The organism is Pseudomonas sp. SJZ074 (assembly GCF_007828215.1).
Lineage (GTDB): Bacteria > Pseudomonadota > Gammaproteobacteria > Pseudomonadales > Pseudomonadaceae > Aquipseudomonas.
In genome coordinates this window covers 57,876-84,454 of the sequence record NZ_VIUE01000002.1, presented here as the reverse complement: position 1 = coordinate 84,454, position 26,579 = coordinate 57,876, and the positions used below count along the sequence as shown (strand labels likewise).

Genomic DNA, 26,579 nt, shown 5'->3' with positions numbered 1-26,579 from the left:
GCGAGCAGGCTCGCTCCCACAAAAAGACTGTACTTCCCTGATCGGCAGAGCCATCAAAACGCCTCCATTCCCAGCGCACTCCGATGGTGCATCCCGTCACCCGATCGCGCACGCGGATGAAACCACCCCTGCCCCTTACCGCACTTTTGTTTCAGGCATGTGCACTTCGTCGGCGCGTATCTCCCGTCGTTATGTAAGACATTGCCGACAAAAAACGTGATTGTCCGACAAATCGACGAAGCGCACCGCACCGCTCTAGGTTCTGACCTAGACTGCCGATCCGAGGGGAAAACCGACCGGTCATCCCGACGAAAAAAAGTCGAAACTTTTCGCAACGGCGACGGGTCAGGTTAGAGGTAGGGCAACAGCGGCTGGTGCAGTCCTTGCACAGCCCCATTACCTGATTCGCTTCGCCGCATTGGGCAGCGCTTTGCTCTCCTTGCTTAGCGCTTGTGCGCCTGGCCGCAGGATTCGGCCAATGAAACAACAGCTCTGGCGCGTGCCGGAAACAGATCGAGATACAGGAGATACTTATGATCAGTGCTGCCTTGGAACCCCAGCAAGTCCGTTCACAACTACCGCCGGCGGCCGAATCGCCGACGGCACCGGTGCTGTCCACCGGAGGCAAGGCACTGCTCCCCGTCGTCCGCCAGAACCCCAACCGCAAGAAAGTCCTGTTCGTCACCTCGGAAATCGCCGACCTGGTAAAAACCGGTGGCCTGGGCGACGTCTCGTCCGCCCTGCCTCGGGCGATGGCCGGCTTGCATGATGTCCGGGTGCTGATCCCCGGTTATCCGCAGGTGATGAACAGCGGCAACCCGATCCACATCGTTGGTGAACTCGGCGGCCATGCAGCGCTGCCACCCTGCAAGATCGGGCGCATGGACATGGCTGACGGCCTGGTGATCTACGTACTGATCTGCCCCGAACTGTTTGCCCGGGAAGGCTCGCCCTACGGCGCCAACAATGGCCGCGACTGGCCGGACAATCACATCCGCTTCGCACGCCTGGGCCTGGCCGCGGCGGACATCGCCGCCAACCTGGCGCAGATCCACTGGTGCCCAGACCTGGTCCATGCCCATGACTGGCCGGCCGGGCTGGCGCCCGCCTACATGCACTGGCGCGGACAACGCACCCCGACTCTGTTCACCATTCATAACCTGGCGTACCAGGGCGTCGTCAGCCTGGCCTCCTGCCCTGAACTGGGCATTCCCGAGCACGCGCTGCAGCAGGAAGGCATGGAGTTCTACGGCAAGTTGTCGTTCCTCAAGGCAGGCATGGCCTATTCCAGCCACATCACCACGGTCAGCGCCACCTATGCCCAGGAAATCACCACGCCGGCGTTCGGCTGCGGGCTCGATGGTTTCCTCGCGGCCAAGACCCAACAAGGCTTGCTCAGCGGGATCCCCAATGGCATCGACGAAAGCTGGGATTCGGCCACCGACACGCACCTGTTCCGCAAATTCGCCATTGGCGACTGGGAGGGCAAGGCGGTGAACGCCGACCACGTGCGTCAACTGTTCGGCCTCGATGAGTCCAAGGGCCCGTTGTTCGCCGTGGTATCGCGCCTGGTGTACCAGAAAGGCCTGGACCTGACCGAAGCCGTGGCGGAATTCATCGTCGAGTCCGGCGGACAGATCGCCATTATCGGCCGTGGCGAACCGGAAGAAGAACAGGCCATGCGCGAACTGGCGCTGCGTTTCCCCGGTCGGATCGGCGTGCGCATCGGCTTCAACGAAACCGATGCACGGCGGATGTTCGCCGGCAGTGACTTCCTGCTGATGCCATCGCGCTATGAACCCTGCGGCTTGAGCCAGATGTACGCCCAACGCTTCGGCTCACTGCCGGTGGCGCGCAATACCGGCGGCCTGGCGGACACCATTGAAGACGGCATCACCGGTTTTCTGTTCGCCGAATCCACCGTGGACAGCTACAAGCAGGCACTGAGCCGGGCCTTCAAGGTGTTCGCCTTCCCCGAACTGCTTAACGCCATGCGCTGCCGGGCGATGTCGGCACCTTTCAACTGGAGCAAGGCAGTCGAACCCTACGCCGAACTCTACGAACAACTGGTGGCTCAATCCCTGGGTAAATCGGCCAGACAATGAGGTGATCGATGCCGTCAAGGACGCCTGACACCTGGACCCACGGCGCGACCCTGCTTGATGCCGAGCACACTCGCTTCGCCCTGTGGGCCCCGGATGCGTTTTACGTCAGTGTCGAATTCGACACTGGCGAGTCAATACCGCTGCTGCCCCAAGCCAACGGCTGGTTCATGATCCAGACCCGCTGCCCCGCCGGCACCCGCTATCGCTATAACATCGATGGAGAATTGGAAGTCCCCGACCCCGCTTCCCGTGCCCAGGCCGGAGACATCGACCGCCCCAGCGTGGTGGTCGACCCCCACGCTTATCAATGGCGCCACACCCAATGGTCCGGTCGCCCCTGGTATGAAGCAGTGATCTACGAGTTGCATGTCGGCACCCTCGGTGGCTTCGAAGGCGTCGAACAGCAACTGGCACGCCTGGCCGGGCTGGGTGTCACCGCCATCGAACTGATGCCCCTGGCGCAGTTCCCCGGTGATCGCAACTGGGGCTACGACGGAGTCCTGCCCTATGCGCCCCAGGCGTCCTATGGCACGCCGGAACAGCTCAAGCACCTGATCGACAGCGCCCATGGTCATGGGCTCGCGGTGATCCTGGATGTGGTCTACAACCACTTCGGCCCCGATGGCAATTACCTGCACCGCTACGCCAAGGGCTTCTTTCGCGAAGACAAGCACACCCCCTGGGGCGCGGCCATCGATTTTCGCCGCCGCGAGGTACGGGACTTCTTCATCGACAATGCGCTCATGTGGTTGCTGGAATACCGCTTCGACGGCCTGCGCCTGGATGCCGTGCACGCGATTGAAGACCCGGATTTTCTCCAGGAGCTGGCCGCCAGGGTGCGTCAACAGGTCGACCCGGCGCGGCATGTCTGGCTGACCGTGGAGAACGAACACAACCAGGCCAGCCTGCTCGAGCAGGGTTACGACGCCCAGTGGAACGACGACGGCCATAACGCCCTGCACGTGTTGCTCACCGGGGAAACCGACGCCTATTACGCCGACTACGCCGAACAGCCCACGGAAAAACTGGCACGCTGCCTCAGCCAGGGTTTCGTGTTCCAGGGCCATCTCAACCGTCACGGCGAGCCCCGGGGCGAACCCAGCGGTCATTTGCCCGCCAACGCGTTCGTACTGTTCCTGCAGAATCACGACCAGATCGGCAACCGGGCCTTGGGCGAGCGCCTGCACCAATTGACTCCACCACAGGCCCTGCAGGCGGCAACGGCGCTTCTTCTATTGAGCCCGATGATTCCGTTGCTGTTCATGGGCGACGAAGTGCTGGCCGAACAGCCGTTCCTGTTTTTTACCAGCCACCACGGTGAGCTGGCGGAGCTGGTCCGCGAGGGGCGGCGCAACGAGTTCAAGGCTTTCAGTGCCTTTGCCGACCCCGAGAAACGCAAGCGGATTCCCGATCCCAATGCGGCCGCCACGTTCGACGCCTCGCGACCGAATCTGGAATCCCGTGGGCCGGAGCAACAAGCCAGCGAGGCGCTATACCGTCAATTGCTGAAAATCCGCCGCGAAGAAATCGTTCCGCGCTTGCCCGCGATCCAGGCATTGGGGGCCGACGTGCTCGGCCACGGCGCGATCAGTGCACGCTGGCGGATGGAGGACGGCAGTGTGCTGCGCATCGACCTGAACCTCAGCGAGCGGCCGATTGAACATAGCGCCCCGGAGCAAGCGCGCATTCTTTTCGAACATCCGCAGCAAGCCATGGGTCTGTTGGAACAGGGTGTTCTTGCACCCTACAGCGCGCTGGTCACTCTGACGCACGCAGCAACGTTGCCCAACATTACTGGAGAGCGCCCATGAGCGATGCGCAACTGGAAATCCTCGCCGGCCGCGCGGGCCTGGCGGTGGACTGGATCGACGCGAATGGCCGGGCCCGGAAAGTCTCGCCAGCGGTATTGCGCTCGGTCCTGACGGGCCTGGGCCATCCGGCCGGCAGTGCTCAGGAAATCGACGCCAGTCTTTTGCAATTGCAGGAAGAGCAACAGAATCATCGTCTGCCCCCCTTGATCACCGCCGACGTCGGTGCCAGCGTCGACCTGAGCCGCTATTTCGAAGGCTCGATGCCCTGCGAGATCCGGCTCGAGGACGGCGCGACGCTGAACCTGAAACTCGACGCCGATGCGAAGCTGCCGGGAATGGTCCCGGTGGGCTACCAGCAGGTCCGCATCGAGGACCAGCATTTTACCCTGGCCGTCGCGCCCGCCCGCTGCTACAGCGTGGCCGAGGCCGTGGACGACCCGACGCCCAGGGCCTGGGGTTTGAGCGCGCAGCTATATGCGCTGCGTCGCCCCGGTGATGGCGGCTTCGGCGATACCCAGGCGCTCGAAGAACTGGCTCGGGTGGCCGGCGAGCGCGGTGCCGACGCCCTGGCCATCAGCCCGATACACGCGATGTTCAGCAACGACACCAGTCGTTATAGCCCCTACTCGCCATCGAGCCGGCTGTTCCTCAACAGCCTGTATGCCGCGCCGGGCACGATCCTGGGGGAGCGGGCCTTGCGCATGGCGATCGACGCCACGGGCCTGGTCAATCAACTGCGCCACCTCGAAGAACAGCCCTTGGTGGACTGGCCGGTGGCGGCCGAGGCCAAGCAGAAAATCCTTCGCGCCCTGTACGATGGCTTCAGCCAGGGCGAGCACCCGTTGCATGAAGACTTCAGCAGCTTCCGCCACTCCAGCGGCGAAGCCTTGGAAAACCACTGCCGCTTCGAGGCCCTGCAAGCGGAACGCGCCGCCCGCGGCGAAAGCCTCGATTGGCGCCAGTGGCCCGAGGAGTGGCGCCACCCGCGCAATGCGGCACTGGCACGTTTCGCTGAGGAAAACGCCGACGAAATCGGCTACTACGCCTTTTGCCAATGGCTGATTGCCCGATGCCTGGAACGGGCCCAGAGCGCCGCCAGATCCAGCGGCATGGGCATCGGCCTGATCGCCGACCTGGCGGTGGGTGCCGACGGCGCCGGCAGCCAGGCCTGGAGCCGCCAGGATGAATTACTGGCCTCGCTGACCGTGGGCGCGCCACCGGACATCCTCAATCGTTCCGGCCAGGGCTGGGGCATCTCGGCGTTTTCACCGCAAGGCCTGGTGCGCAACGGCTTTCGTGCCTTCATTGAAATGCTGCGGGCCAACTTTGCCCATGCCGGCGGCTTGCGCATCGATCACGTCATGGGCCTGCAACGGCTGTGGGTGATCCCCAACGACGCGCCGCCCTCCGATGGCGCCTATCTCTATTATCCTGTAGACGACTTGCTGCGCCTGCTGGCCCTCGAATCCCATCGTCATCAGGCCATCGTGCTCGGCGAAGACCTCGGCACCGTGCCCGACGGCCTGCGGGAGAAGCTCAGCGCCCGCTCGATCCTGGGCATGCGGGTACTGTTGTTCGAACAGGACAACACCCGCTTCAAGCCCATTCTCGATTGGCCCGACAATGCCCTGGCGACCACCAGCACCCATGACCTGCCGACCCTCAATGGTTGGTGGCACGGTCATGACATCGACTGGAACGCCCGCCTGGATCTGATCGACGCCCATACCGAAACGGACTGGCGCCGGCATCGCGAGCGTGAGCGCGAGGGCCTGCGGGACGTGTTGAACCAGGACCCGCAGAACTTTCGCGAGGAACATCGCGAGACTGATCAGGTGCTGGACGCCAGCGTGCGCTTCCTTGGCCATACCCGCGCGCCACTGGTGCTGCTGCCACTCGAAGACGCCCTGGGCATCGACGAGCAGGCCAACCTGCCTGGTACTACCGACACTCACCCCAATTGGCGCAGGCGCCTGCCCGACGAGAGCCAGGCGCTGCTGGATGGCCCGGACGCCGCCCGGCGTCTGGAAATACTCGCCTGCGCGAGGCTTCAGGCGAACGAGCGTGACCAATGAAACAGACGTCGACCCAACCTCTGCGGGCAACCTTGCGCCTGCAGTTTCATAAAGGCTTCACCCTGGATGACGCAGCACCGCTGGTGCCGTACTTCGCCTCGCTGGGCATCAGCCACGTGTATGCCTCGCCCCTGCTCAAGGCCCGGGCCGGCTCGATGCACGGCTACGACGTGGTCGACCCGACCCTGATCAACCCCGAGCTGGGGGGCGAAACCGCGCTCAAGCGCCTGGTGGCAACCTTGCGCGAGCATCGGATGGGCCTGATCCTCGACATCGTCTCCAATCACATGGCGGTCGGCGGTAACGATAACCCCTGGTGGCTGGACCTGCTGGAATGGGGACGCTTGAGCCCCTATGGCGAGTTCTTCGATATCCAGTGGCACTCTCCCGATCCGCTGATGGAAGGCCAATTGCTGCTGCCATTCCTGGGCAGCGACTACGGCGTGGCGTTGCAGGAAGGAACGCTGAAGCTGCGCTTCGATCCTGCCTTGGGCCGCTTCTACGTCGAGCATTACGAGCATCACTTTCCCATCTGTCCGATGCAGTATGGCGAGCTGCTCAGACCCGCCGATACCTTGCCAGCCGAACAGGCCGAACCGCTCAAGGCCCTCGCGGAGCGCTTCACCACGCTGAACTACCAGACCGACGCCCATAGCCTCGCCCGCCCTCTCCAGCAGGAGTTGAGCGAATTGGCCACGCAGGCGCACATCCTGAGCGCCATCGAAGACAACCTGGGCGGTTACGATTCCGAGAAACCTGAAGGTTTCGAGCGCCTGCACCAACTGCTGGAGCGCCAGAGCTATCGCCTCGCCAGTTGGCGCACGGCGGCGGATGACATCAACTGGCGGCGGTTTTTCGATGTCAACGAGCTCGGTGGCCTGCGGGTCGAACGCCCGGCGGTGTTCGAAGCGACCCACGCGAAGATTTTCGAATTGATCGAAGAAGGGCTGGTGGACGGCTTGCGGATCGATCACATCGACGGCCTGGCCGACCCTCGCGGTTACTGTCGCAAATTGCGCAGGCGTGTCGATGGGCTGTCGCCGTCGCGACACCTGCCGATCTTCGTCGAGAAAATCCTCGGCGATGGCGAGACGCTGCGCCGGGACTGGAACATCGATGGCAGCACCGGCTACGAATTCATGAATCAGATTTCGCTGCTGCAGCATGATCCGAGCGGTGCCGCCCCCCTCGCCGAGTTCTGGAGCCGCCACAGCGAACGACCGGCGCACTTCATCGAAGAAGCCCGCCTGGCCCGCCAGCAGATTCTCAACGGATCCCTGGCCGGGGACTTCGAAAGTGTTGCCCAGGCCCTGCTACAGGTCGCCCGGGACGACGTGATGACCCGCGACCTGACCCTCGGAGCAATTCGCCGGGCGCTGCAGGAACTCATCGTGCACTTCCCGGTGTACCGCACCTATATCAGCCCTTTGGGCCGTAGCGCGGAAGACGAGGGATTTTTCCACCAGGCCCTGGAAGGCGCAAGGCAGACCCTCAGTGAAGCCGACTGGCCGGTACTTGACTGCCTGGCCGACTGGCTCGGTGGCATGACCTGGCGGCAACGCCCGCGAGGAAGCCAGCGCAAACGGCTGCGCCATGCCTGTGTGCGCTTCCAGCAGCTGACCTCGCCCGCTGCCGCCAAGGCCGTGGAGGATACCGCCCTGTATCGCTCGGCGGTCCTGCTGTCGCGCAATGACGTGGGCTACAACACCGAACGCTTCAGCGCTGCGCCACAGGAATTCCATGAGGCTTGTCTGGAACGGCAGGCGCATTTTCCAGACAACCTGCTCACGACGGCCACCCACGACCACAAGCGTGGCGAAGACACCCGGGCGCGGCTGGCGGTGCTCAGCGAACGCGCTGACTGGTACACCGCCTGCGTCGAACAATGGCGGATTCTCTCCCCGTCGCTGCACAGCGATCCCGCCGCACCCTCGGCCGGCGATGAGCTGATCATGTACCAGGCGTTGCTCGGGAGCTGGCCGCTGGACCTCGATCTCAACGATCACAAGGCCCTCTCGGACTACAACGAACGCTTGTGGCAGTGGCAGCGCAAGGCGTTGCGTGAAGCCAAGCTGCAAAGCAGCTGGGCGGCCGTCAACGATGCCTATGAACAGGCGACCCAGATGTTCCTGGAACGACTGTTGCTGGGCAATGAAGGGCTGCCGCTGCGCAGCGCCATCGCCGAGGCTGTCCAGGCCATCGCTCCTGCGGGCGCCCTCAACAGCCTGGCGCAGACCCTGTTGCGCATGACAGTACCCGGTGTACCGGACCTGTACCAGGGCGCCGAGTTCTGGGATTTCAGCCTGGTGGATCCGGACAACCGTCGCCCGGTGGACTTCGACGCGCGCCGGCAGGCACTACAGAGCGACAGCCCGCCTGCCGAGCTGATACACAACTGGCGCGATGGCCGGGTCAAACAAGCCCTGATCGCCAGAACGCTGGCCTTGCGGGCCGAATACCCGGAGTTGTTCCGCCAGGGCAGCTACCAGCCATTACCAGTGGCCGGCGAACACGCGGACCGGGTCCTGGCCTTCATGCGTGAGTACGAGCAACAGCGGGCCATCGTGGTGGTACCGATCCACGCTGCCGGCCTGCTGGGCAACGGTACCGAACCCTGGGTGACCGCTGCGAACTGGGGCGATACCCGCGTTTCGCTACCGTTCGCCGTGGAGGATGGAAAACTGAAGGGACTTTTTACACACACAACAGTCACACCCCAAGGGGAGTTGATGGTCAACACCGCACTGGGGGATTTCCCGGTCAACGTCTTTATCCCATCTTGAGTCATGTCAGGAGCATTGCGATGAGTACCGACGATAAACGCATTCGTGAATTTGCCTATCAGATCTGGGAATCCGAAGGTAAGCCTGCCGGGCAGGAAAAGCGTCATTGGGAGATGGCGCGCAAACTGGCCGAGGCCGAAGCGCTGGCGCCGAGCAAGCCAGCCAAGGCCGCCGCCAAACCAGCCGCCGGCAAGGCCGATGGCATCAAGTCTGTGGCAGCCAAGAGCACCCCGGCCAAGGCGCCGGCAAAAAGCGCGGCGCCCAAGGCCAAGCCTGCGGCTAAACCCGCTGCGGCAGCGCCAGCGGCTGGCAAGCCGGCCGACAAAAAACCACGAGCGGCCCGCAAGCCTCCGGCGGTTTGACTCACCCGATGCGCCTGCCGGCCGCTTTTTGTGGCGAGGGAGCTTGCTCCCGCTGGGCTACGTAGTAGCCCCGAACAGGGCCGCTTCGCGCCCCAACGGGAGCAAGCTCCCTCGCCACAGGAACTCCCCGCCAAGGTGGGCTATACCCTGGAACCAATGATTTCTGAACCACCCGCTTTGCCGTATCTGTCTGTCTTTTGCAGGAGCAACCCATGACCCGTCCAAAGAAAACCACCCCGCCGCCTGTTATCGAGGCCTCGCGGATTCGCGAAGGGCTGCCGTTCCCGCTCGGCGCGACCTGGGATGGCCTGGGGGTCAACTTCGCGTTGTTCTCAGCCAACGCCACCAAGGTCGAACTGTGCATTTTCGATGACACTGGCGAGATCGAGCTCGAACGCATCGAACTGCCGGAGTACACCGACGAGATCTACCACGGCTATCTGCCTGATGCCCATCCGGGGTTGATCTATGGCTACCGCGTTTATGGTCCCTACGATCCGGAGAACGGTCATCGCTTCAATCCCAATAAGCTACTGATCGATCCCTACGCCAAACAACTGGTCGGCCAATTGAAATGGTCCGAGGCACTGTTCGGCTATACCATCGGCCACCCCGATGGCGACCTCAGCTTCGATGAGCGCGACAGCGCCCCGTTCGTGCCTAAGTGCAAAGTCATCGACCCTGCCCACACCTGGGGCCATGACCATCGGGTCAGCGTGCCTTGGGACAAGACCATCCTGTACGAGACCCATGTGCGCGGCATCAGCATGCGCCACCCCGCCGTACCGGAGAACCTGCGCGGGACCTTCGCCGGGCTGATGGTCGACGACGTGCTCGAACACATTCGCAAACTGGGTGTGTCGTCGGTCGAGCTCTTGCCCATCCATGCGTTCGTCAACGACCAGCATCTGTTGCACAAAGGCATGACCAACTACTGGGGCTACAACAGCATCGCGTTCTTTGCACCGGACCCGCGCTACCTGGCCAGCGGCAAGATCGCCGAGTTCAAGGAAATGGTCGCGCACCTGCACGATGCCAACCTGGAAGTGATTCTCGACGTGGTCTACAACCATACCGCCGAAGGCAACGAGCAAGGCCCGACCCTGTCGATGCGCGGTATCGACAATGCCTCCTACTACCGGCTGATGCCCGACGACAAACGCTACTACATCAACGATTCGGGCACCGGTAACACTCTGGACCTGAGCCATCCATGCGTGCTGCAAATGGTCACCGACTCGCTGCGCTACTGGGCCACGGAGATGCACGTCGACGGGTTCCGCTTCGACCTTGCCACCATCCTGGGCCGGTATCACGACGGTTTCGATGAGCGCCACAGTTTCCTTGTTGCCTGCCGCCAGGACCCGGTGCTGCGCCAGGTCAAAATGATTGCCGAGCCCTGGGACTGCGGCCCCGGTGGCTATCAGGTAGGACGCTTCCCGCCAGGCTGGGTCGAGTGGAACGACAAGTTCCGCGACACCGTGCGCGCCTTCTGGAAAGGCGACGACGGCCAACTGGCCGACTTCGCCAGTCGCATGACCGCCTCGGGCGAGATGTTCAATCAGCGCGGGCGCCGCCCCTATGCCTCGGTGAACTTCGTCACCGCCCACGACGGTTTTACCCTGCACGACCTGGTGTCCTATAACGACAAGCACAACGAAGCCAACGACGAAAACAACCAGGATGGCAGCAACAACAACCTGTCCTGGAACCATGGTGTCGAAGGCCCAACGGATGATCCGCAGATCAACGCCCTGCGCCATCGACAGATGCGCAACTTCTTCGCGACCCTGCTGTTGGCCCAGGGCACGCCGATGATCGTCGCCGGGGACGAGTTCGCCCGCACCCAGCATGGCAACAACAACGCCTATTGCCAGGACAGCGAAATCGGCTGGGTCAACTGGGATCTGAGCGAAGACGGCGCGGCATTGCTCGAGTTCGTCAAGCGCCTGATCAAGTTGCGCCTGGCCTATCCGATCCTGCGCCGTGGACGGTTCCTGGTGGGTAACTACAACGAGGACATCGGCGTCAAGGACGTGACCTGGCTGGCACCGGACGGTGGCGAGATGACCATTGAACAGTGGCAGGACGGCCATGGTCGCTGCCTGGGGATGCTGATGGACGGCCGCGCCCAGGAAACAGGCATCCGCCGCAAGGGCGGTGACGCGACGTTGTTGTTGGTGGTCAACGCGCACCATGACGTCGTCAACTTCCGCTTGCCGGAAGTGCCTGAAGGCAGTTTCTGGACTTGCATGGTAGATACCAACCAGCCCAAGGTGCGGGGCCAGGAGCGTTTCGATTTCGATTCCGAATACTCCGTCACGGGCCGCTCCTTGCTATTGTTCGAGTTGCAGCGCGACGAGTAAAACTGGCGCGGTGACAAACGGTTACAGACAATCGGGTGCCGCAAGGACGCGGCCCTGAAGCCGTGTCACCGGCTTGTACAGCCCAGTTCGAATAAGAAACTACAGTTCAGATACACAAGTGACGCGACGAATCGAACGTCATGGTCAATACTTCGCAGGCGGTATTCCAGGATTCGGAGCACTGCGGATCGCAGCCAGCCCCTTTCGGGGCATCCGGGCAGTCGGCCCGATGCGTGGCTGAAAGATTGAATACAACAAGGACGTACCTCATGAAACTTGCCTCTCGCTTGCAAGGCCGGCAGCACCCGCAAATCTGGAACAGCTCCCCCCAGCTGGCCGACATTCCCATCATCAGCACCCAGACACTCATCCCCGCCGGCGCCCGTGCCGTCATTCTCTCCCCGCACCCTGGCGATGAGATCGGGGCCTGTGGCGGCTTGCTGCAGTTGCTCAGCAACCTGAATTATCCGATGTTGCTGATTTCGGTGACCGACGGTGACCTCAACCACCCTGCTTCGCAGTTGTGGACCGATGAGCGTTTGCGCATCTATCGGCCCCACCCCCAGGAAAGTGTGGATGCCCTGCATCGCCTGGGCGTATCGACTCACAGTTTGGAGTGGGTACGCGGCGGCTTCCCGGAAAAAGCCCTGACCGAACATGAGGCACAACTGACCGCCTTCATCGGCCATTACCTGCGTCCCGGCGACGTGGTGTTCGGCACTTGGCGCAAGGACGGCGACAGCGATCATGAAACAGTCGGCCGCGCCGGTGCCCTGGCGGCCGAAAGCGTGGGCGCGACTTTCAACGAATTACCCGTGTGGGCCTGGCACTGGCCGGTTCGCGAGCAGAACAAGATCCCTTGGCACCGTGCGCGAAAACTGCGCCTGGACGTCTGGACCACCGCCCGCAAACGCCACGCCATGCACGCCTACGCCAGCCAGCTCAATGGCGAACCCGCCAGCGGCATCGCCCCGCTGGTGCCGCGGGTCATCCTGGATCGCATGGGATTGCCATACGAGATCGTGTTCATCTGAACCTCGACCGCCACAGCCGATGCTCTGAACAACAGTGATCCCCTGTGGGAGAGGGCTTGCTCGCGAAAGCGGTATGGCAGTCACAAGGATGTTGAATATGCAGACGCCTTCGCGGGCAAGCCCGCCCCCACAGGTTTCAGCGTGGTCCGGGATATTGTGAGTATCCATTTTTCTCGTTGAACACGAGCCTGCCGCGAAAGCGCAGTAAATATCCGGAACTGCCAATGCCCCCCGTCAGTCGCATGAACAGGTACCTTTGATTCAGGAGTGAATGTGACTCGTGATCCCGACTGGCGGGCTGTCGAATCGGTGCCATTGGACTCGCCCGCGGCGGTCCATCGGCTGCGGGTGCTGACGGTCAATACCCATAAGGGCTTCACCGCCCTCAACCGCCGTTTCATCCTGCCGGAGCTCCGTGAAGCGGTGCGCAGTACCGGCGCCGACCTGGTTTTCCTGCAGGAAGTACTGGGCGAGCACGACCGTCATGCCTCGCGCTACGACAACTGGCCGCAGACGTCCCAGTACGAGTTCCTTGCCGACAGCATGTGGAGCGACTTCGCCTATGGCCGTAACGCGGTGTACCCCGACGGCCATCACGGCAACGCACTGCTGTCCAAATACCCGATCCGCCAGTTCCGCAACCTCGACGTTTCAATTACCGGCCCGGAGCGACGTGGCTTGCTGCATTGCGTACTGGACGTGCCGGGGCATGCCGAAGTCCACGGCATCTGCGTGCATCTGAGCCTGTTGGAAAGCCATCGCCAACTGCAACTCAAACTACTCTGCCAATTGCTCGAATCCCTGCCCGAGGACGCACCGGTGATCATCGCCGGCGACTTCAACGACTGGCAGCTGCGCGGCAACGTCACCCTCGCCCAGCGACAATATCTGCACGAAGCCTTCGAGCATCACCACGGCCGCCCGGCCAGGACCTACCCGGCTCGTTTCCCGCTGCTGCGCCTGGACCGCATCTACTTGCGCAACGCCACCAGCCATGCCCCGAAAATCCTCGGCAGCAAACCCTGGACGCACCTGAGCGACCACCTGCCGCTATCGGTGGAAGTGCATCTGTGAAACCGGCGACGGAGCGCTGATGACAACGTGCCACCTGTAAGTTCTGACAGTAGCGACGTATATCGTTCATTGTTACGGTGCCATCCCATACAGCGAGCGTTGCCAGGCCCTGTGTGCCAGCTGTCGTGCAGCCGATGCTGAAACCGGCGTTCCCCGAATGCCGATGCAGAGGGATAGCATATGAGCTTGCACGATCATGGTTTCAAGCGGCTGTTCAACGCCTTGTGGGTTTCGACACCCTTTCTGTTACCCTTTCCCACCGCCATGGCTGCCTGTACGCTGACGCCAACCGCCGGTAATGACAGCTATGTCTGCGACAGCGGCACCAGCCCCGGGCTGACGGACCTTTCCGGCAACAACAGTCTGACCCTGCCTGCCAATGGCAGTGGCATCATTCAGGGCGACGTCACGTTTGACGAAGGCGTCGATCGCATCGAAATCCACGCAAACGGCGTGATCGATGGTGACGTGAGCCAAGGCTCGGAGGCCGACGATTTTCTCATGACCGGCGGCCGTATCCTGTCGCTGTCTCAGGGTGATGGCCTCGATACGTTCACGATGTCCGGCGGCACCATTGTCGACGCGTTCGAAGACGGCGATATCGCGCACATGAGCGGCGGTACAATCGGCCGGGTCGATATGAAGCTCGACGACAACCTTTTCGACATGTCGGGCGGCCAGATCATCGGTAACCTGGTGACCGGCTTCGGCCAGGACACCATTATCCTGTCTGCGGGACGCATCGGCGGCAACGTCAGCGTCAGTGGCGGCAACGACAGCATTACCATCAGCGGTGGCGAAATCATCGGTGAGGTCCGTACCAGTGCCGGCAATGACCAACTGCAGTGGAGCGGTGGTCTGATCCACTCTGCCATTCTGATGGGTGACGGCAATGACACGGCACTGTTGAGCGGCCTCGATGAAACCGCGCTCGCCGTCACCCCAAGCCTGAATGGCGGTTTGGGCCAGGACATCCTGACCCTTGAAGGCAGCACTTCCAGCACGGGCGCTCGTTACGTCAACTGGGAGAACGTCAACCTTACCCAGGGTTCGCGCCTGGACCTGAATGACACCCTGGTCCTGGGCGACAGCGCCACGTCCACGGGCACCCTCACCCTCGACAGCAACAGCGTGTTGACCTCGACCCAGGGTAGCCTCACACCATTCACCGCCGGCCAGTTGGCCACCCTCAACAACGGTGGAACGGTGGACCTCACCCGGGACAATACCCGCACCAACGACACCCTCACCGTGCAGGGTAACTACGTCGGTACCAACGGTCAGCTACGCCTGCAATCTGTTCTGGGAGCCGATGACTCGCCCAGTGACAAGCTGGTGGTCAATGGAGGAACGCTCACGGGAACCACCGCCATCACTGTCACGAATGTGGGGGGCGCGGGGGCGCTGACCACGCAAAACGGTATCGAGCTGATCCAGGCCCAAGGCGGCGCGATCAGCGACAGCGGCGCGTTTTCGCTGGCCAATGCAGTGTCGGCCGGCGCTTTCGATTACCGCTTGTTCAAGGGCGGCGTGAACGGCAATGACAACAACTGGTATCTGCGCTCGACCGTGGTCGCCGGACCGGTGGCGGCCCCCAGCCCGAGTTTGCCTGCGTTGCCCGCAGCGGTGCCGGGTGCCGCGCCCATTCCCTTGTATCGTCCGGAAGTGCCCACCTGGTCGGTGTTGCCCCCCGCAGCGGCGCAACTGACCCTGCTGGCCCTGGGCACCTTCCATGACCGCCAGGGCGATCAGCGCCTGCTCACCGAAACCGGTGCATTCGGCGCGGGTTGGGGGCGAGTCTATGGCAAGGATCTGGACCAGACCTGGGCCGGCACGGTCTCGCCTCGGTTCGACGGCTCCATCAAAGGCTTCCAGGTGGGCAACGACCTGTACAGCTCGCCGATGTCCGGCGGCCAGACCCAGCGCATCGGTTTCTTCGTCGGCCACACCGAACTGAACGGTAACGTCGATGGCTTCAACCTGGGCTTCCAGGGCCGGCGCGCCGGCAAAATAGAACTCGACGGCGACAGCTACGGGCTCTACTGGACGCTCACCGATCCCACCGGCGGTTACGTCGACGCGGTCGTGATGGGCACCCGGCTGAACGGTGACAACCGCTCCGACCGCGGTCTCAAGATCGACAACCGTGGACACGCGCTGACTCTCTCTGCAGAGGCCGGTTACCCATTCGCCGTGGCCACTGATTGGGTCCTGGAGCCCCAGGTCCAGGTCATCCACCAGAAAATCTCCCTGGACACCCAGGATGACGGGGTCTCCAGCGTCGAATTCGATTCCGACGGTGCCTGGACCGGCCGTCTCGGTGCCCGGCTCAAGGGCCGCTATCAAGTCAGTGGCATGCCCGTCGAGCCGTATCTGCGGGCGAATCTGTGGCACACCTTTTCCGGCACCGACTCGGTGACATTCGACAACACCGAGCGGGTCGAAACCCAACAGCGTGCGTCCACCGGCGATCTGGGGATCGGCGTGATCGTGAGCCTGGCCCCCTCGGTCAGCGTCTACGCCAGCGCGGATTACAGCAACAACCTGGACAGCAACCAGCAACGCAGCGTGGCGGGCAATCTGGGTATGCGGGTCAGTTGGTGACCCCATCGCGACCTCTTCCGACGGTGATTTGACGCCAATCAGGCCCATCGATAACTGAAAATAATCAGTTATTTATCGGGCCTGATTTCATATCGCCATTCATCGCACAGTTTCTTGACGCGACGGCATCGGTCTTCTTGACTACACCGTACTACCCCCGGAAATACAGTCAGGGGCAGGCCTCCGGAACCCGTTGCGGCGGGCTGCCCGAGACTTGCCTCAATCCAGTCGGTCGCCCCTCATTCGGGGTAGGAGAGACGCCCTAAGCGAGAAACGCATGCGATTGCAAGGCAGACCCCCATGAGAACTTCCCCCCGCCCACAAGAAATCACGACCACTTTTTACACTGTGTCGACTTCGTTGTTGCTGTGCTCATCCATGGAGGTCATGGCCTGGCCAGCCGAACAATCCTGGTATGGCCGAACGCCCTCCGACAACCCGAATGCCACCCTCTTCAACGCCGACCCCGTATCCGCCAAAGGCCCCGCCTTGTTCACGATTCGCAACGACAACGGCCATACCCAGCGCGTGGGCCTGATCGGTGGCCAGAGCCAGATCATCGCCAACGTCGGCGGCGTGTTGGTCAGCCCGGCCATGGCCGAACCGGGTAAAGACGCGCTGAGCTTGCAAGGCACGAACCTGGGCGCTTACTGGAGCCTGACCGGTCCCGCCGGCTGGCACGTGGACCTGAGTGCCAGCGGCGGCCGGGTCAACGGCTACAGCCGTACCGAACAAGGTCAGCGCCAGGCGGCCGAAGGCAACACCGTCATGCTGTCGGTCGAAGGCGGCTTTCCCATCGGCATCAGTGATAATTGGGTGGTCGAACCCCAGGCTCAACTGGTCAACCAGCGTGTGACGTTAGATACCGGTAACGCCGAGGACGGCAACAGCAGTGCACTGAGTACCTGGAGCGGGCGTGTGGGGGCACGGCTCAAAGGTACTTACGAAGTCAACGGCCTGGGCGTGGAGCCCTACGTGCGGACCAACCTGTGGCACACCGTCCAGAACGCAGACACCCTTTCCCTGGACAAGGTCGACAAGATCAGCAGCAGCCGCAAATCCTCCACCGTCGAACTGGGTCTGGGCCTGGTGGCGCGGGTCACGCCCGTGGTGAGCCTGTATGTCAGCGCCGATTACAGCAGCGATGTCGACGACAACGACCTCAATGGCGTGATTGCCAGCCTGGGGGTACGGATGCGCTGGTAAAACACCGAACTGTGGCGAGGGGATTTATCCCCTCGCCACAACGAACTGCGCAAGTCTCAAGTGAGCAGCATTGCGCATCTGGGTCGGCAAAAACGCAGTTGCCGGCCCATGCCACTTAAAAACTCCCCCCATTAAGGCGTATAACCCTGGAAGCGAAGACGACGGCTAGTCGTCCCGGGGTTCATTTCTTTGATGGAGTAACGACATGACCACAGCCAACCTTCTCGCCAATCTGTTTCCCAGTGCCGCCGATATCCCCCAGGCCTATCGCCTCGAAGAGCGGATCGAGCAGCGTGAATACCTGGTCGATGGCGTGCTGAAGACCTGGCCGGGACCGCTGGCTGTCGTGCGCAGCCCGGTGTACCTGGCCGGTGAACAAGGCGACGAACAGGTAGTGCTGGGCAGTACGCCGCTGCTGGATGCCGAAACCGCCCTCACCGCCCTCGACGCCGCCGTCCGGGCTTACGACCGTGGCCAGGGCCTGTGGCCGACGATGCGGGTGGCCGAACGTATCCGTCACGTGGAAACTTTCCTGGCCCGCATGCGCGAGCAGCGCGAGACCGTCGTCAAGCTGCTGATGTGGGAGATCGGCAAGAACCTCAAGGACTCCCAGAAGGAGTTCGACCGCACCTGCGATTACATCGTCGACACCATCAATGCCCTCAAGGAACTCGACCGACGCTCCAGCCGTTTCGAGCTGGAACAGGACACCCTTGGGCAAATCCGTCGCGTGCCCCTGGGCGTGGCCCTGTGCATGGGTCCCTATAACTATCCGCTGAACGAGACCTTCACCACTCTGATTCCCGCCTTGATCATGGGCAACACTGTGGTGTTCAAGCCGGCCAAGCTCGGCGTCCTGCTGGTGCGTCCGCTGCTGGAAGCCTTTCGCGACAGTTTCCCGGCGGGGGTGATCAACGTGATTTACGGCAGCGGCCGGGAAACCGTCAGCGCCTTGATGGCCAGCGGCAAGATCGACATCTTCGCCTTCATCGGCACCAACAAGGCTGCCAGCGACCTGAAGAAACTCCACCCGCGCCCACACCGCCTGCGTGCCGCCCTGGGGCTGGATGCGAAAAACCCGGGATTGGTGCTGCCGGACGTCGATCTCGACAACGCCGTCAGCGAAGCGCTGACCGGCTCGCTGTCATTCAACGGCCAGCGCTGCACGGCGTTGAAGATCCTCTTCGTCCATGAGGACGTGGCACCCGCATTCATCGAGAAATTCAACGCCAGGCTCGCCACCCTCAAGCCGGGCATGCCCTGGGACGACGGTGTGGCGCTGACGCCGCTGCCCGAGGCGGGCAAGATCGATTACCTGCGTTCGCTGGTGGACGACGCGGTGGCCAAGGGTGCAGCGGTGACCAACGCACACGGCGGCGAATCCCGCAGCTCATTCTTCTACCCCGCCGTGCTCTATCCGGTAAACACCGCGATGCGGGTCTATCACGAGGAACAGTTCGGTCCGGTCGTACCCATCGTGCCGTATCGCGACCTCAATACCGTGATCGACTACGTGCTGGAGTCCGACTTCGGCCAGCAACTGAGCATCTTCGGCACTCACCCGGCCGAAGTCGGCAAGCTGGTGGACACGTTCGCCAACCAGGTCGGACGCATCAACATCAATGCCCAGTGCCAGCGCGGGCCGGATACCTTCCCGTTCAACGGCCGGAAAAACTCGGCCGAGGGCACCTTGTCCGTGCACGATGCGTTGCGTACCTTTTCGATCCGCACCCTGGTGGCGACCAAGTTCCAGGAGAGCAACAAAGCGCTGATCAGCGACATCATCCGCGAGCGGGACTCGAACTTCCTGACCACCGACTACATCTTCTGACCCGCATTACAGCAGGGCTGGACGGCGTGCCTTGATGCCCCAGCCTTGCTGCATCCCGGCGGCCGCCAGCAGGATCGCCGCCACCCCCAGCCATTGCAGCGGTTCGAGGCGATGGCCGAAGGCGAACCAGTCGACGAAGATCGCGGCGATCGGATAGATGAATGACAGTGCGCCAGTGATTGCGGTCGGCAGGCGCTGGATCGCGCTGTACAGCAACACATACATGACCCCGGTGTGGACCATGCCGAGGGTAACGAGGCTGGCCCAGCCCGCGGGCTGTTGCGGCAAGGCCGAGAAGTTTGCCCAGGGTGCCAGCAGCAATACTCCGGTGCTGACCTGCACCAGCGCAATCAAGTGCGGCGGTGTGCCGGTCAAGCGCTTGATGATCAGCGCGGCAATGGCATACAGCAGCGCCGCCCCGAGTGCCAGGGCGATGCCCGCCAGGTACTCGCCACTGCCCTGCCCTTGTTCACCGTGGGCGCTGACAATTGCCAACATCCCGAGAAACGACACCATCAGCCAGAACAGCTTTTGCGCGGTGATTTTCTCCCCCAGGAACAACGCCGCCAACCCCACCAGCATGAACGGCTGGACGTTGTACACCGCGGTGCCAATGGCAATCGAGGCCCGTGAGTAGGAAGCGAACAGCAACACCCAGTTGCCAACGATCGCCACCCCACTGAGCACCGCCAGCAGAAATGTCGTGCGGGTCAGGATGTCCCGGCGTAAAAAACCAAAACCGGCGCAAATCAACAACAAGGTGGCCGCGCCGAACACACAGCGCCAGAACACCACATCCAGCACCGGCAGGCCGGAAACCAGCACGAACCAGCCTATGGTTCCGGAAATCAGCATGGCGGCGGTCATTTCCAGCGAACCGCGACGTAAGGTCTTGTCCATCATCAAGCTCCTTCAGCAAGTGGGCACAGTATGACAAGCCGGCGAAGGGGTTCTCCATAGGCCGAAAAAGGCTAAACTGCGGTTCGACCTTTTTTATCAAGGCAATTTTTGACATTCGCCTAACGGAGTCGAAATGACGGACGATATTGACCAGATTCTCATCAGTGCGCTGATGGAAGATTCCCGGCGCTCGCTCAAGGCCCTGGCAAACCTGAGCGGCCTCTCCTCGCCCAGCGTGGCGGAGCGTTTGCGGCGGCTTGAAGAACGCGGCGTGCTCAGGGCCTATACCGTTGAGGTGGACCCTAAGTGCTTCGGCTACCAGCTCCAGGCCATTGTCCGCATCCGCCCGCTACCGGGGCAATTGCATGAGGTGGAACGGCAAATCCAGGCCATCCCCGAATTTACCGAATGTGACAAGGTGACCGGCGACGATTGCTTCATCGCCCGGCTGCACGTGCGCTCGATGGAACAGTTGGACACCCTGCTGGACAAACTCAACGTCCTTGCCGAAACCAGCACCGCCATCGTCAAGAAGACCCCGGTCAAGCGGCGTCTGCCACCAATGACCTGAGCCGGATCCGGCCTCGGCGATGGACCGAGGCCGGGCTCACGTCATTCCGGTTCCGGGCTACGTTGTACCTTGTGCACCTGCTCCTGGGGCACGTTGCTCTCTTTCATCAACGTGAGGGGCTGAGCCTTGTCGCAGGCATTCCTGTTGTCCGCATAAACACCACTGAGGTTGCATTTCCAGTTATAGAAATTGGCCAGGGCACCGGACAATTGCAAGCTGTAATCCGTGCTTTGTGTACCCGGTGTGAACGGCTGTCCGGCCGGAATATTCTGGAACCATTGCATCCAGACATCCCCTCCGACTGGCGGCGGATTGGCCTGGAACGTCGGGTTCATCAGCGCCCTCTGCTGGTATTCCGCGGTCATGTGACAGCTCGTACAGGACGCCTGGGGATTGTCCACCGGACCATTGAGACGCCCGTTCCAACCCAGGTGAGTCGGCGGCAGTTCCTTGGTATTGGCATTGATGGCGGTCTGCTTCAACGCCGGGTTGATTTTGGTTTCTGTTGGCGTCGGGTTGGTAAACGCATGGCCGTTATCCTGAGGATCGTTACCCCACATGATCCCCACCGGCACCAGATTGTCCCAATTCGCTTTACCGGTGATGGCGCCGTTGTATTGGAAAGTGCCGAAGAGCCAGCCGGTATCGCTCACCCGGGTGTCGCGCACTGCGATATCCATCTGGATCAGCGCAACATTGGTCACGGCACGGCTTGTCGAGGTGAAGGTCTTGGCGGTGTAAGCCTTCCAGAGCAACGGATTGGCCAGGAACGGCACCGTACTGACGTCGATATCGGCAAACAGCGCCTTACACACGACCGTGCCGTTGCCGAAACCCTTGGGTTTGGAGGTGTAGCTCGGATCGGGGTTTTGTGGGTCTTTCCAGACTTGGCCAATGGTGTAGGCGCCTATGTCGTTGTAGATGCCCACCGCGTAGGTCTGGCCACTGCCGGTTTGCGTACTCGCCAACTGTTGGGGCTGGATCGGCGCCTCCTTGGTAAGCCCGTGGATACCCTCGCGACCGTTGAGCCCGTAATGCTGCCAAGGCATGTGATACCACTGGCGAACCTTGTTCTTCTGCACATTCCAGCCAATCCCGGTATTGCCCTCCAGGCAGTATTTCTTCGCCTCGTTCATATAGGGGCGCCAGGTTTCAAAGTCGTTGGAGAATGTCTTGGGGAGCTGCTTGAAGAACGCCGGCATCGAAGAAGCGCCCGGCGCCACGGTAGGGTAGTTCTGGCTGAGCTGGAAAAGCTCTCCCGCATAATCACTTTTTGGTGGCGCATAGCCAAAATCAGGGAAGGTCCCGGCCTTGGCACTGGTCACGGACATCGCGCCCGCCAGAATCAGAAATGCAACGACTTTTCCTTGGGGATGGTTCATCGAATATCTCCTTATAGGGAGGTGCGCTCTCATCGGCTTCCTCGCCGATGCGCAGGACCTCCTTCTGTCTTCAGGCGGCACGGTGCCAAGCCTGTCACGGTCCACTTTCTAAAGTGCGAATGACCTCCTTCGGCTCACAGCCGGGCACGATCAGGGTCCCGGCTCGGTCGACGAACACAAGGTGCTTGAGGGGTTGATGCGAGACTTCGCATGGCAAGCGATTCATTCCATGCCTTCCTGGCGATACCGCTCCCTTGCCCATAGGTGTAGATCATTTATTCAAAGTCGCCATCACATAGCGGCACTTTTAAGGCAATTAGCCACACACCAAATCGCGGGCGAAAAAAAACCCGCCGAAGCGGGCTTTTTCAATCATCGAGCGTGGGATGCAAGTCAGTCGTCACGGCCCATCAGGCCAAACAGCTGCAGCAGGCTGACGAACAGGTTGTAGATCGATACATACAGGCTGATGGTCGCCATGATGTAGTTGCGCTCGCCGCCATGGATGATCGCGCTGGTCTGGTACAGGATCATCAGCGCGGAGAACAGTACGACACCGGCGCTGATTGCCAATTGCAGGCCACTGATCTGGAAGAAGAAGCTGACCAGCATCGCCCCCACCAGCACGAAGAACCCGGCGGTGAGGAAACCGCCCAGGAAGCTCATGTCCTTGCGGGTGATCAGCACATAGGCCGACAGCCCACCGAACACCAGTGCGGTCATGGCGAAGGCCGAGCTGACCAGTTCAGCACCGCCCTGCATCTTGAGGTACAGGTTGAGGATCGGTCCGAGTATGAAACCCATGAAGCCGGTCAGAGCGAACGCCGAGACCAGGCCCCAGCCCGAATCACGAAGCTTGTTGGTCAGGAAGAAAAGCCCATAGAAACCGATCAGCACCACGAACACGTTCGGGTAGCCGACATGCATCTGCTGGGCGACATAGGCCATCACACCGCTGAAAGCCAGCGTGAGTGCCAGCAGGCCATAAGTGTTGCGCAGGACACGGCTAACCTCTAGCTGCTCGGCCTGCACGCTGTTGTTCACTGCGTAATCCTGTTCGCGCATGGCGACACTCCTCCGGTTTGAAACATTCAGTGGCAAGGATCATAACAGACGCCCTGTAACAAGCTACGTAGAGAGTTTGACAGTGTGTTTCATTCGGGTATTATGGCGCCCGCAACGCAATACGGAGGTGTGGCCGAGTGGTTTAAGGCAACGGTCTTGAAAACCGTCGACTGTAACAGGTCCATGAGTTCGAATCCCATCGCCTCCGCCATATTTATACGTTAAAGCCCTGATCATTCAGGGCTTTTTCGTGTCTGGCGTTCAGAAAACGGCTACCGATTTCAGTGCCGGATCCGGTACATCGCAACCCCAGTCCACTCTCAAAGGAAAGAACAGTGACCAGCAAAACCATCGGCTCTCTTGTTGCAGCAATCGTGGGCGTCGTCCTGCTCTGCGTATTCTTTGGCAGTTGGTACACCGTCGACGAAACCGAACGCGGCGTGCTGCTGCGCAACGGCGCGCTGGTCGGGGTCGTGGAGCCGGGATTGTCGTTCAAGACGCCCTTCATCGAGTCCGTGCGACTGATCAGCGTACAAAGCCAGGTCACTTCCTATGAAGACCTTCAGGCCTACAGCAAGGATCAGCAATCCGCCCAGCTCAAGGTGTCGGTGTCCTGGCACATTGCGCCGGCGGACGTGGCGAAGGTCTACAGCCAGTTCAAGGATATCGAAGGTATTCGCGACCGGATGATCAGCCGGCAGGTACCGACCCAGGTAGAGAACGTGTTCGGCAGATTCAATGCCGTGGCCGCCGTGCAGAACCGCGTCCAGCTGGTCAACGATATTTCCAGCGCCATCAAGTCCACCATCACCGGCCCGGTGATCATCGACAGCGTCCAGGTCGAAAACATCGATTTCAGTGACGCCTACGAAAAAGCGATCGAAGCGCGCATGGCAGCGGAAGTCCAGGTCAAGACCCGCGAGCAACAACTCGCCACCGAGCAGGTCCAGGCACAGATTCGCGTGACCCAGGCCCAGGCCGAAGCCGACTCGCAGATCGCCCAGGCGAAAGCGGATGCACTGGCCACGGAACTGCGTGGCAAGGCCGAAGCCGAGGCGATCAAGGCGCGGGCCCAGGCCCTGGCCAGCAACCAGAACCTGGTGGAACTGACCAAGGCCGAGCGCTGGAACGGAGTCTTGCCGACCACCGTGCTGCCCAATGGCGCCCTGCCCTTCATCGACACCAAGTAATCCCGCTGGCGCGGCCTGCCCTGGCCGCGCCTGTTTCGCAACGTCTGGAGCCATTTCCCTCAGCCAGCATCGCTCCTTCCCGTTAGCGCTACACTGGCCTGAGTGACTGTTCACCGTCAGCAGGGAGCTCAACGTGTACCCAGGCAAACGCAGGCCAGCGCGCCGATCAATCCGCTCAATACAGCCTCAGTCCATCGTTTCCCTCCCTGAAACCCTCGCCCGGCTCGTAAACCCAGCGACTCCGTCGATCAACATCCCGGACAGGAGAACAGCGTGACCACAATTATCCAAAAATATAAGTGGCCTGCCTTGCTGGCCGTCGCACTGGCCGTTTTCTCAGCCTTGATATTCTTCCTGATCAAGTCCTATACCTACGACACCACGACCTATTTCGAGTCCCGCGATTTCATCCGGCAACTCAAGCAGTCCGACGCCAACTGGAACGTCAAGATTCTGAGGAAAAAGATCGGCGTCAATAACAACCTGTCGCTGGTCCCACCGCCGGAAGCAGGCAGTCGATGGGAGCAACTGGAACGGCTCAACAACACCGGCCCTCTGGCCGCCCTTTGGAACTCCAGGCGCCAGGGGTATGTGGATGCGATCAAGAACAAGACCCTGCTGGTAGAAGAGTTCGAACGCCACAATACGATCTTGCGCACGGCCCTGGACGCGTTGCCCACGGCCGAAGATGACATTCAGACCCGGCTCAAGGAATTGCAAATGGGCAGTGCGACGGAGCGCCTGACAGCGGCCTCCAATGTCCTTGAACTGACCTTGACGACCATGGAATACGCCGCCTATGTCACCTCGGACAAAGCCAGGGAAGTAGAGAGTCAATTGAGCGAGCTGGAAAACTACATCCGCCAATTGCCCACCCCCTATCAGCCTCCCTTTGTCACGCTGACGCAGCATGTCCGGTCGATTATCGAGGAGCAGCCGATCGTCAATGATCTGCTTGACCGCATCAACGTGATTCCGGTGGCCCAGGAGCTGGACAACATCAATGAACTGCTGAATGAAACACAGCGCCGGACCGCCGAAACGGATCGTCAATACCATATCTACCTGGCCGTATGCGCCAGTCTCATGGCGTTGCTGATGATCTACCTGGCGGTGCGATTGGTGCGCAGCTACGCCGTTATCAACCTGATCAACCATGAGTTGCAGTCGTCCAATGAACGACTTGAGGAACGGGTCGAGGAGCGCACCCGCGAACTGATGGAGGCCGAGCGCGAACTTGTGGACGCGGCGCGGATGGCGGGCATGGCCGAGATTGCCACGAACGTACTACACAACGTCGGGAACGTGCTCAACAGCGTGAACATTTCCGCCGAGCTCGTTACCCGTAAGTTGAAGAACAGCAAGACACAGGGACTCGGAAAAGCGGTGAAGATGATGAATGAACACACCGAAGACCTCGGCCAGTTCATGACCCACGATGAAAAAGGTAAATTGCTTCCCCGTTACTTCAATGAGCTGGTCGATTCCATCGCCGCCGAGCAGGCACTGCTGATCGATGAACTGGCGCAATTGACCAAAAGCGTCGACCACATCAAGGAAATCGTCACCACCCAACAATCCTATGCCGGAGCGGCCCGGCTGATCGAGCCGCTCAATGTCAGTGACTTGTTCGAGGACGCGTTGCGCATGAACTCGGGCGCACTGAACCGGCACCACGTCACGGTCATCAAGGACTATCAGGACGCACCCAGGATCATGGGCGATAAACACCGACTGCTGCTGGTGTTGATCAACCTGATCAGTAATGCAAAATTCGCGATGTCCCATGTTCCCGGACCACGGGAAATGACCCTGGGTGTACGGATCGTCGACCGCACAACGTTATGCCTGAGCGTCAAGGACCGGGGCGAAGGCATTGCCCCGGATAATCTGGCCCGCATCTTCAACCACGGGTTCACCACTCGCAAGGATGGTCATGGGTTCGGCTTGCACAGCTGCGCCCTGGCAGCGGTCGAAATGAATGGCCGCCTCCACGTCCATAGCGATGGACCTGGTCAAGGCGCCCTCTTCACCCTGGAGATTCCCCTGGAACTGGCGCAGCCTTGAAAACGCGGGTTACAGGGTAAAGCGTTGTGAACATCCCGACGCCATCGCGAGCAGGCTCGCTCCCCCGGTTTTGCTGACAACCACAGATTTTGTGATCAACTCAGAACCCTTGTGGGAGCGGGCTTCTCGCGAAAGCGGTGGCTCAGTAGCGAG

General features: G+C 61.4%; 17 protein-coding genes and 1 tRNA gene. 15 read left to right on the top strand and 3 right to left on the bottom strand.

Going from position 1 to position 26,579, the window contains the following annotated elements; all coding sequences use genetic code 11:
- The first annotated feature begins 533 nt into the window (after positions 1-533).
- The 11 genes from glgA to FBX99_RS02705 all read left to right on the top strand — a co-directional run bounded on the left by glgA (position 534) and on the right by FBX99_RS02705 (position 19,251).
- Positions 534-2,105, top strand: a complete 1,572-nt coding sequence (gene glgA, locus FBX99_RS02755) for a glycogen synthase GlgA (protein WP_145130542.1) — start codon at positions 534-536, stop codon at positions 2,103-2,105.
- An 8-nt stretch (positions 2,106-2,113) separates the two neighbouring features.
- A complete protein-coding gene (gene treZ / locus FBX99_RS02750) occupies positions 2,114-3,916 on the top strand; it encodes a malto-oligosyltrehalose trehalohydrolase (RefSeq protein WP_144921683.1) in 1,803 nt (600 codons plus the stop codon).
- A complete protein-coding gene (gene malQ, locus FBX99_RS02745) occupies positions 3,913-5,991 on the top strand; it encodes a 4-alpha-glucanotransferase (RefSeq protein ID WP_145130540.1) in 2,079 nt (692 codons plus the stop codon). Before treZ ends, malQ begins: the two co-directional genes overlap by 4 nt.
- The gene (locus FBX99_RS02740; RefSeq protein WP_144921673.1) at positions 5,988-8,774 is read left to right on the top strand and encodes a malto-oligosyltrehalose synthase; all 2,787 of its coding nucleotides are present in this window, start codon (positions 5,988-5,990) and stop codon (positions 8,772-8,774) included. The genes malQ and FBX99_RS02740 overlap by 4 nt, the downstream gene beginning before the upstream one ends.
- A gap of 20 nt (positions 8,775-8,794) precedes the next feature.
- Positions 8,795-9,136 carry a DUF2934 domain-containing protein gene (locus FBX99_RS02735; protein ID WP_144921670.1) on the top strand — a complete coding sequence of 114 codons (342 nt, stop codon included), beginning with the start codon at positions 8,795-8,797 and terminating at the stop codon, positions 9,134-9,136.
- 212 nt (positions 9,137-9,348) lie between these two features.
- Positions 9,349-11,502 (top strand): glycogen debranching protein GlgX, encoded by a 2,154-nt coding sequence (gene glgX / locus FBX99_RS02730; protein WP_144921667.1) that lies wholly within the window; start codon positions 9,349-9,351, stop codon positions 11,500-11,502.
- A gap of 269 nt (positions 11,503-11,771) precedes the next feature.
- Complete coding sequence (locus tag FBX99_RS02725; RefSeq protein ID WP_144921664.1) at positions 11,772-12,536, top strand: PIG-L deacetylase family protein; 765 nt, start codon at positions 11,772-11,774, stop codon at positions 12,534-12,536.
- A 273-nt stretch (positions 12,537-12,809) separates the two neighbouring features.
- Positions 12,810-13,610 (top strand): endonuclease/exonuclease/phosphatase family protein, encoded by an 801-nt coding sequence (locus FBX99_RS02720; protein ID WP_144921660.1) that lies wholly within the window; start codon positions 12,810-12,812, stop codon positions 13,608-13,610.
- A 180-nt stretch (positions 13,611-13,790) separates the two neighbouring features.
- A complete protein-coding gene (locus FBX99_RS02715; protein WP_145130538.1) occupies positions 13,791-16,214 on the top strand; it encodes an autotransporter outer membrane beta-barrel domain-containing protein in 2,424 nt (807 codons plus the stop codon).
- A gap of 300 nt (positions 16,215-16,514) precedes the next feature.
- Positions 16,515-17,420 (top strand): autotransporter outer membrane beta-barrel domain-containing protein, encoded by a 906-nt coding sequence (locus tag FBX99_RS02710; protein WP_145130536.1) that lies wholly within the window; start codon positions 16,515-16,517, stop codon positions 17,418-17,420.
- Between the two features lie 205 nt (positions 17,421-17,625).
- The gene (locus tag FBX99_RS02705; protein WP_144921650.1) at positions 17,626-19,251 is read left to right on the top strand and encodes an NADP-dependent glyceraldehyde-3-phosphate dehydrogenase; all 1,626 of its coding nucleotides are present in this window, start codon (positions 17,626-17,628) and stop codon (positions 19,249-19,251) included.
- A 6-nt stretch (positions 19,252-19,257) separates the two neighbouring features.
- Here the strand turns inward: FBX99_RS02705 and FBX99_RS02700 are convergent, their stop codons facing one another.
- Positions 19,258-20,151 carry a DMT family transporter gene (locus tag FBX99_RS02700; protein WP_055128325.1) on the bottom strand — a complete coding sequence of 298 codons (894 nt, stop codon included), beginning with the start codon at positions 20,149-20,151 and terminating at the stop codon, positions 19,258-19,260.
- Positions 20,152-20,284: 133 nt separating this feature from the next.
- Between FBX99_RS02700 and FBX99_RS02695 the strand changes: the two genes are divergently transcribed.
- Complete coding sequence (locus tag FBX99_RS02695; RefSeq protein WP_144921647.1) at positions 20,285-20,722, top strand: Lrp/AsnC family transcriptional regulator; 438 nt, start codon at positions 20,285-20,287, stop codon at positions 20,720-20,722.
- Between the two features lie 41 nt (positions 20,723-20,763).
- On the opposite strand, the gene FBX99_RS02690 is transcribed toward FBX99_RS02695, so the two are convergent.
- The gene (locus FBX99_RS02690; protein WP_144921643.1) at positions 20,764-22,104 is read right to left on the bottom strand and encodes a hypothetical protein; all 1,341 of its coding nucleotides are present in this window, start codon (positions 22,102-22,104) and stop codon (positions 20,764-20,766) included.
- Between the two features lie 393 nt (positions 22,105-22,497).
- Positions 22,498-23,169 carry a Bax inhibitor-1/YccA family protein gene (locus FBX99_RS02685; protein ID WP_041022045.1) on the bottom strand — a complete coding sequence of 224 codons (672 nt, stop codon included), beginning with the start codon at positions 23,167-23,169 and terminating at the stop codon, positions 22,498-22,500.
- Between the two features lie 123 nt (positions 23,170-23,292).
- Here FBX99_RS02685 and FBX99_RS02680 point away from each other — a divergent pair.
- The 3 genes from FBX99_RS02680 (at position 23,293) to FBX99_RS02670 (ending at position 26,426) form a co-directional block, all read left to right on the top strand.
- Positions 23,293-23,380 (top strand) — tRNA-Ser (locus tag FBX99_RS02680).
- A 124-nt stretch (positions 23,381-23,504) separates the two neighbouring features.
- Positions 23,505-24,359 carry a prohibitin family protein gene (locus FBX99_RS02675; protein WP_047698608.1) on the top strand — a complete coding sequence of 285 codons (855 nt, stop codon included), beginning with the start codon at positions 23,505-23,507 and terminating at the stop codon, positions 24,357-24,359.
- A gap of 273 nt (positions 24,360-24,632) precedes the next feature.
- Positions 24,633-26,426: a DAHL domain-containing protein gene (locus FBX99_RS02670; RefSeq protein ID WP_144921640.1), complete on the top strand. Its 1,794-nt coding sequence runs from the start codon at positions 24,633-24,635 to the stop codon at positions 26,424-26,426.
- Positions 26,427-26,579 lie beyond the last annotated feature (153 nt).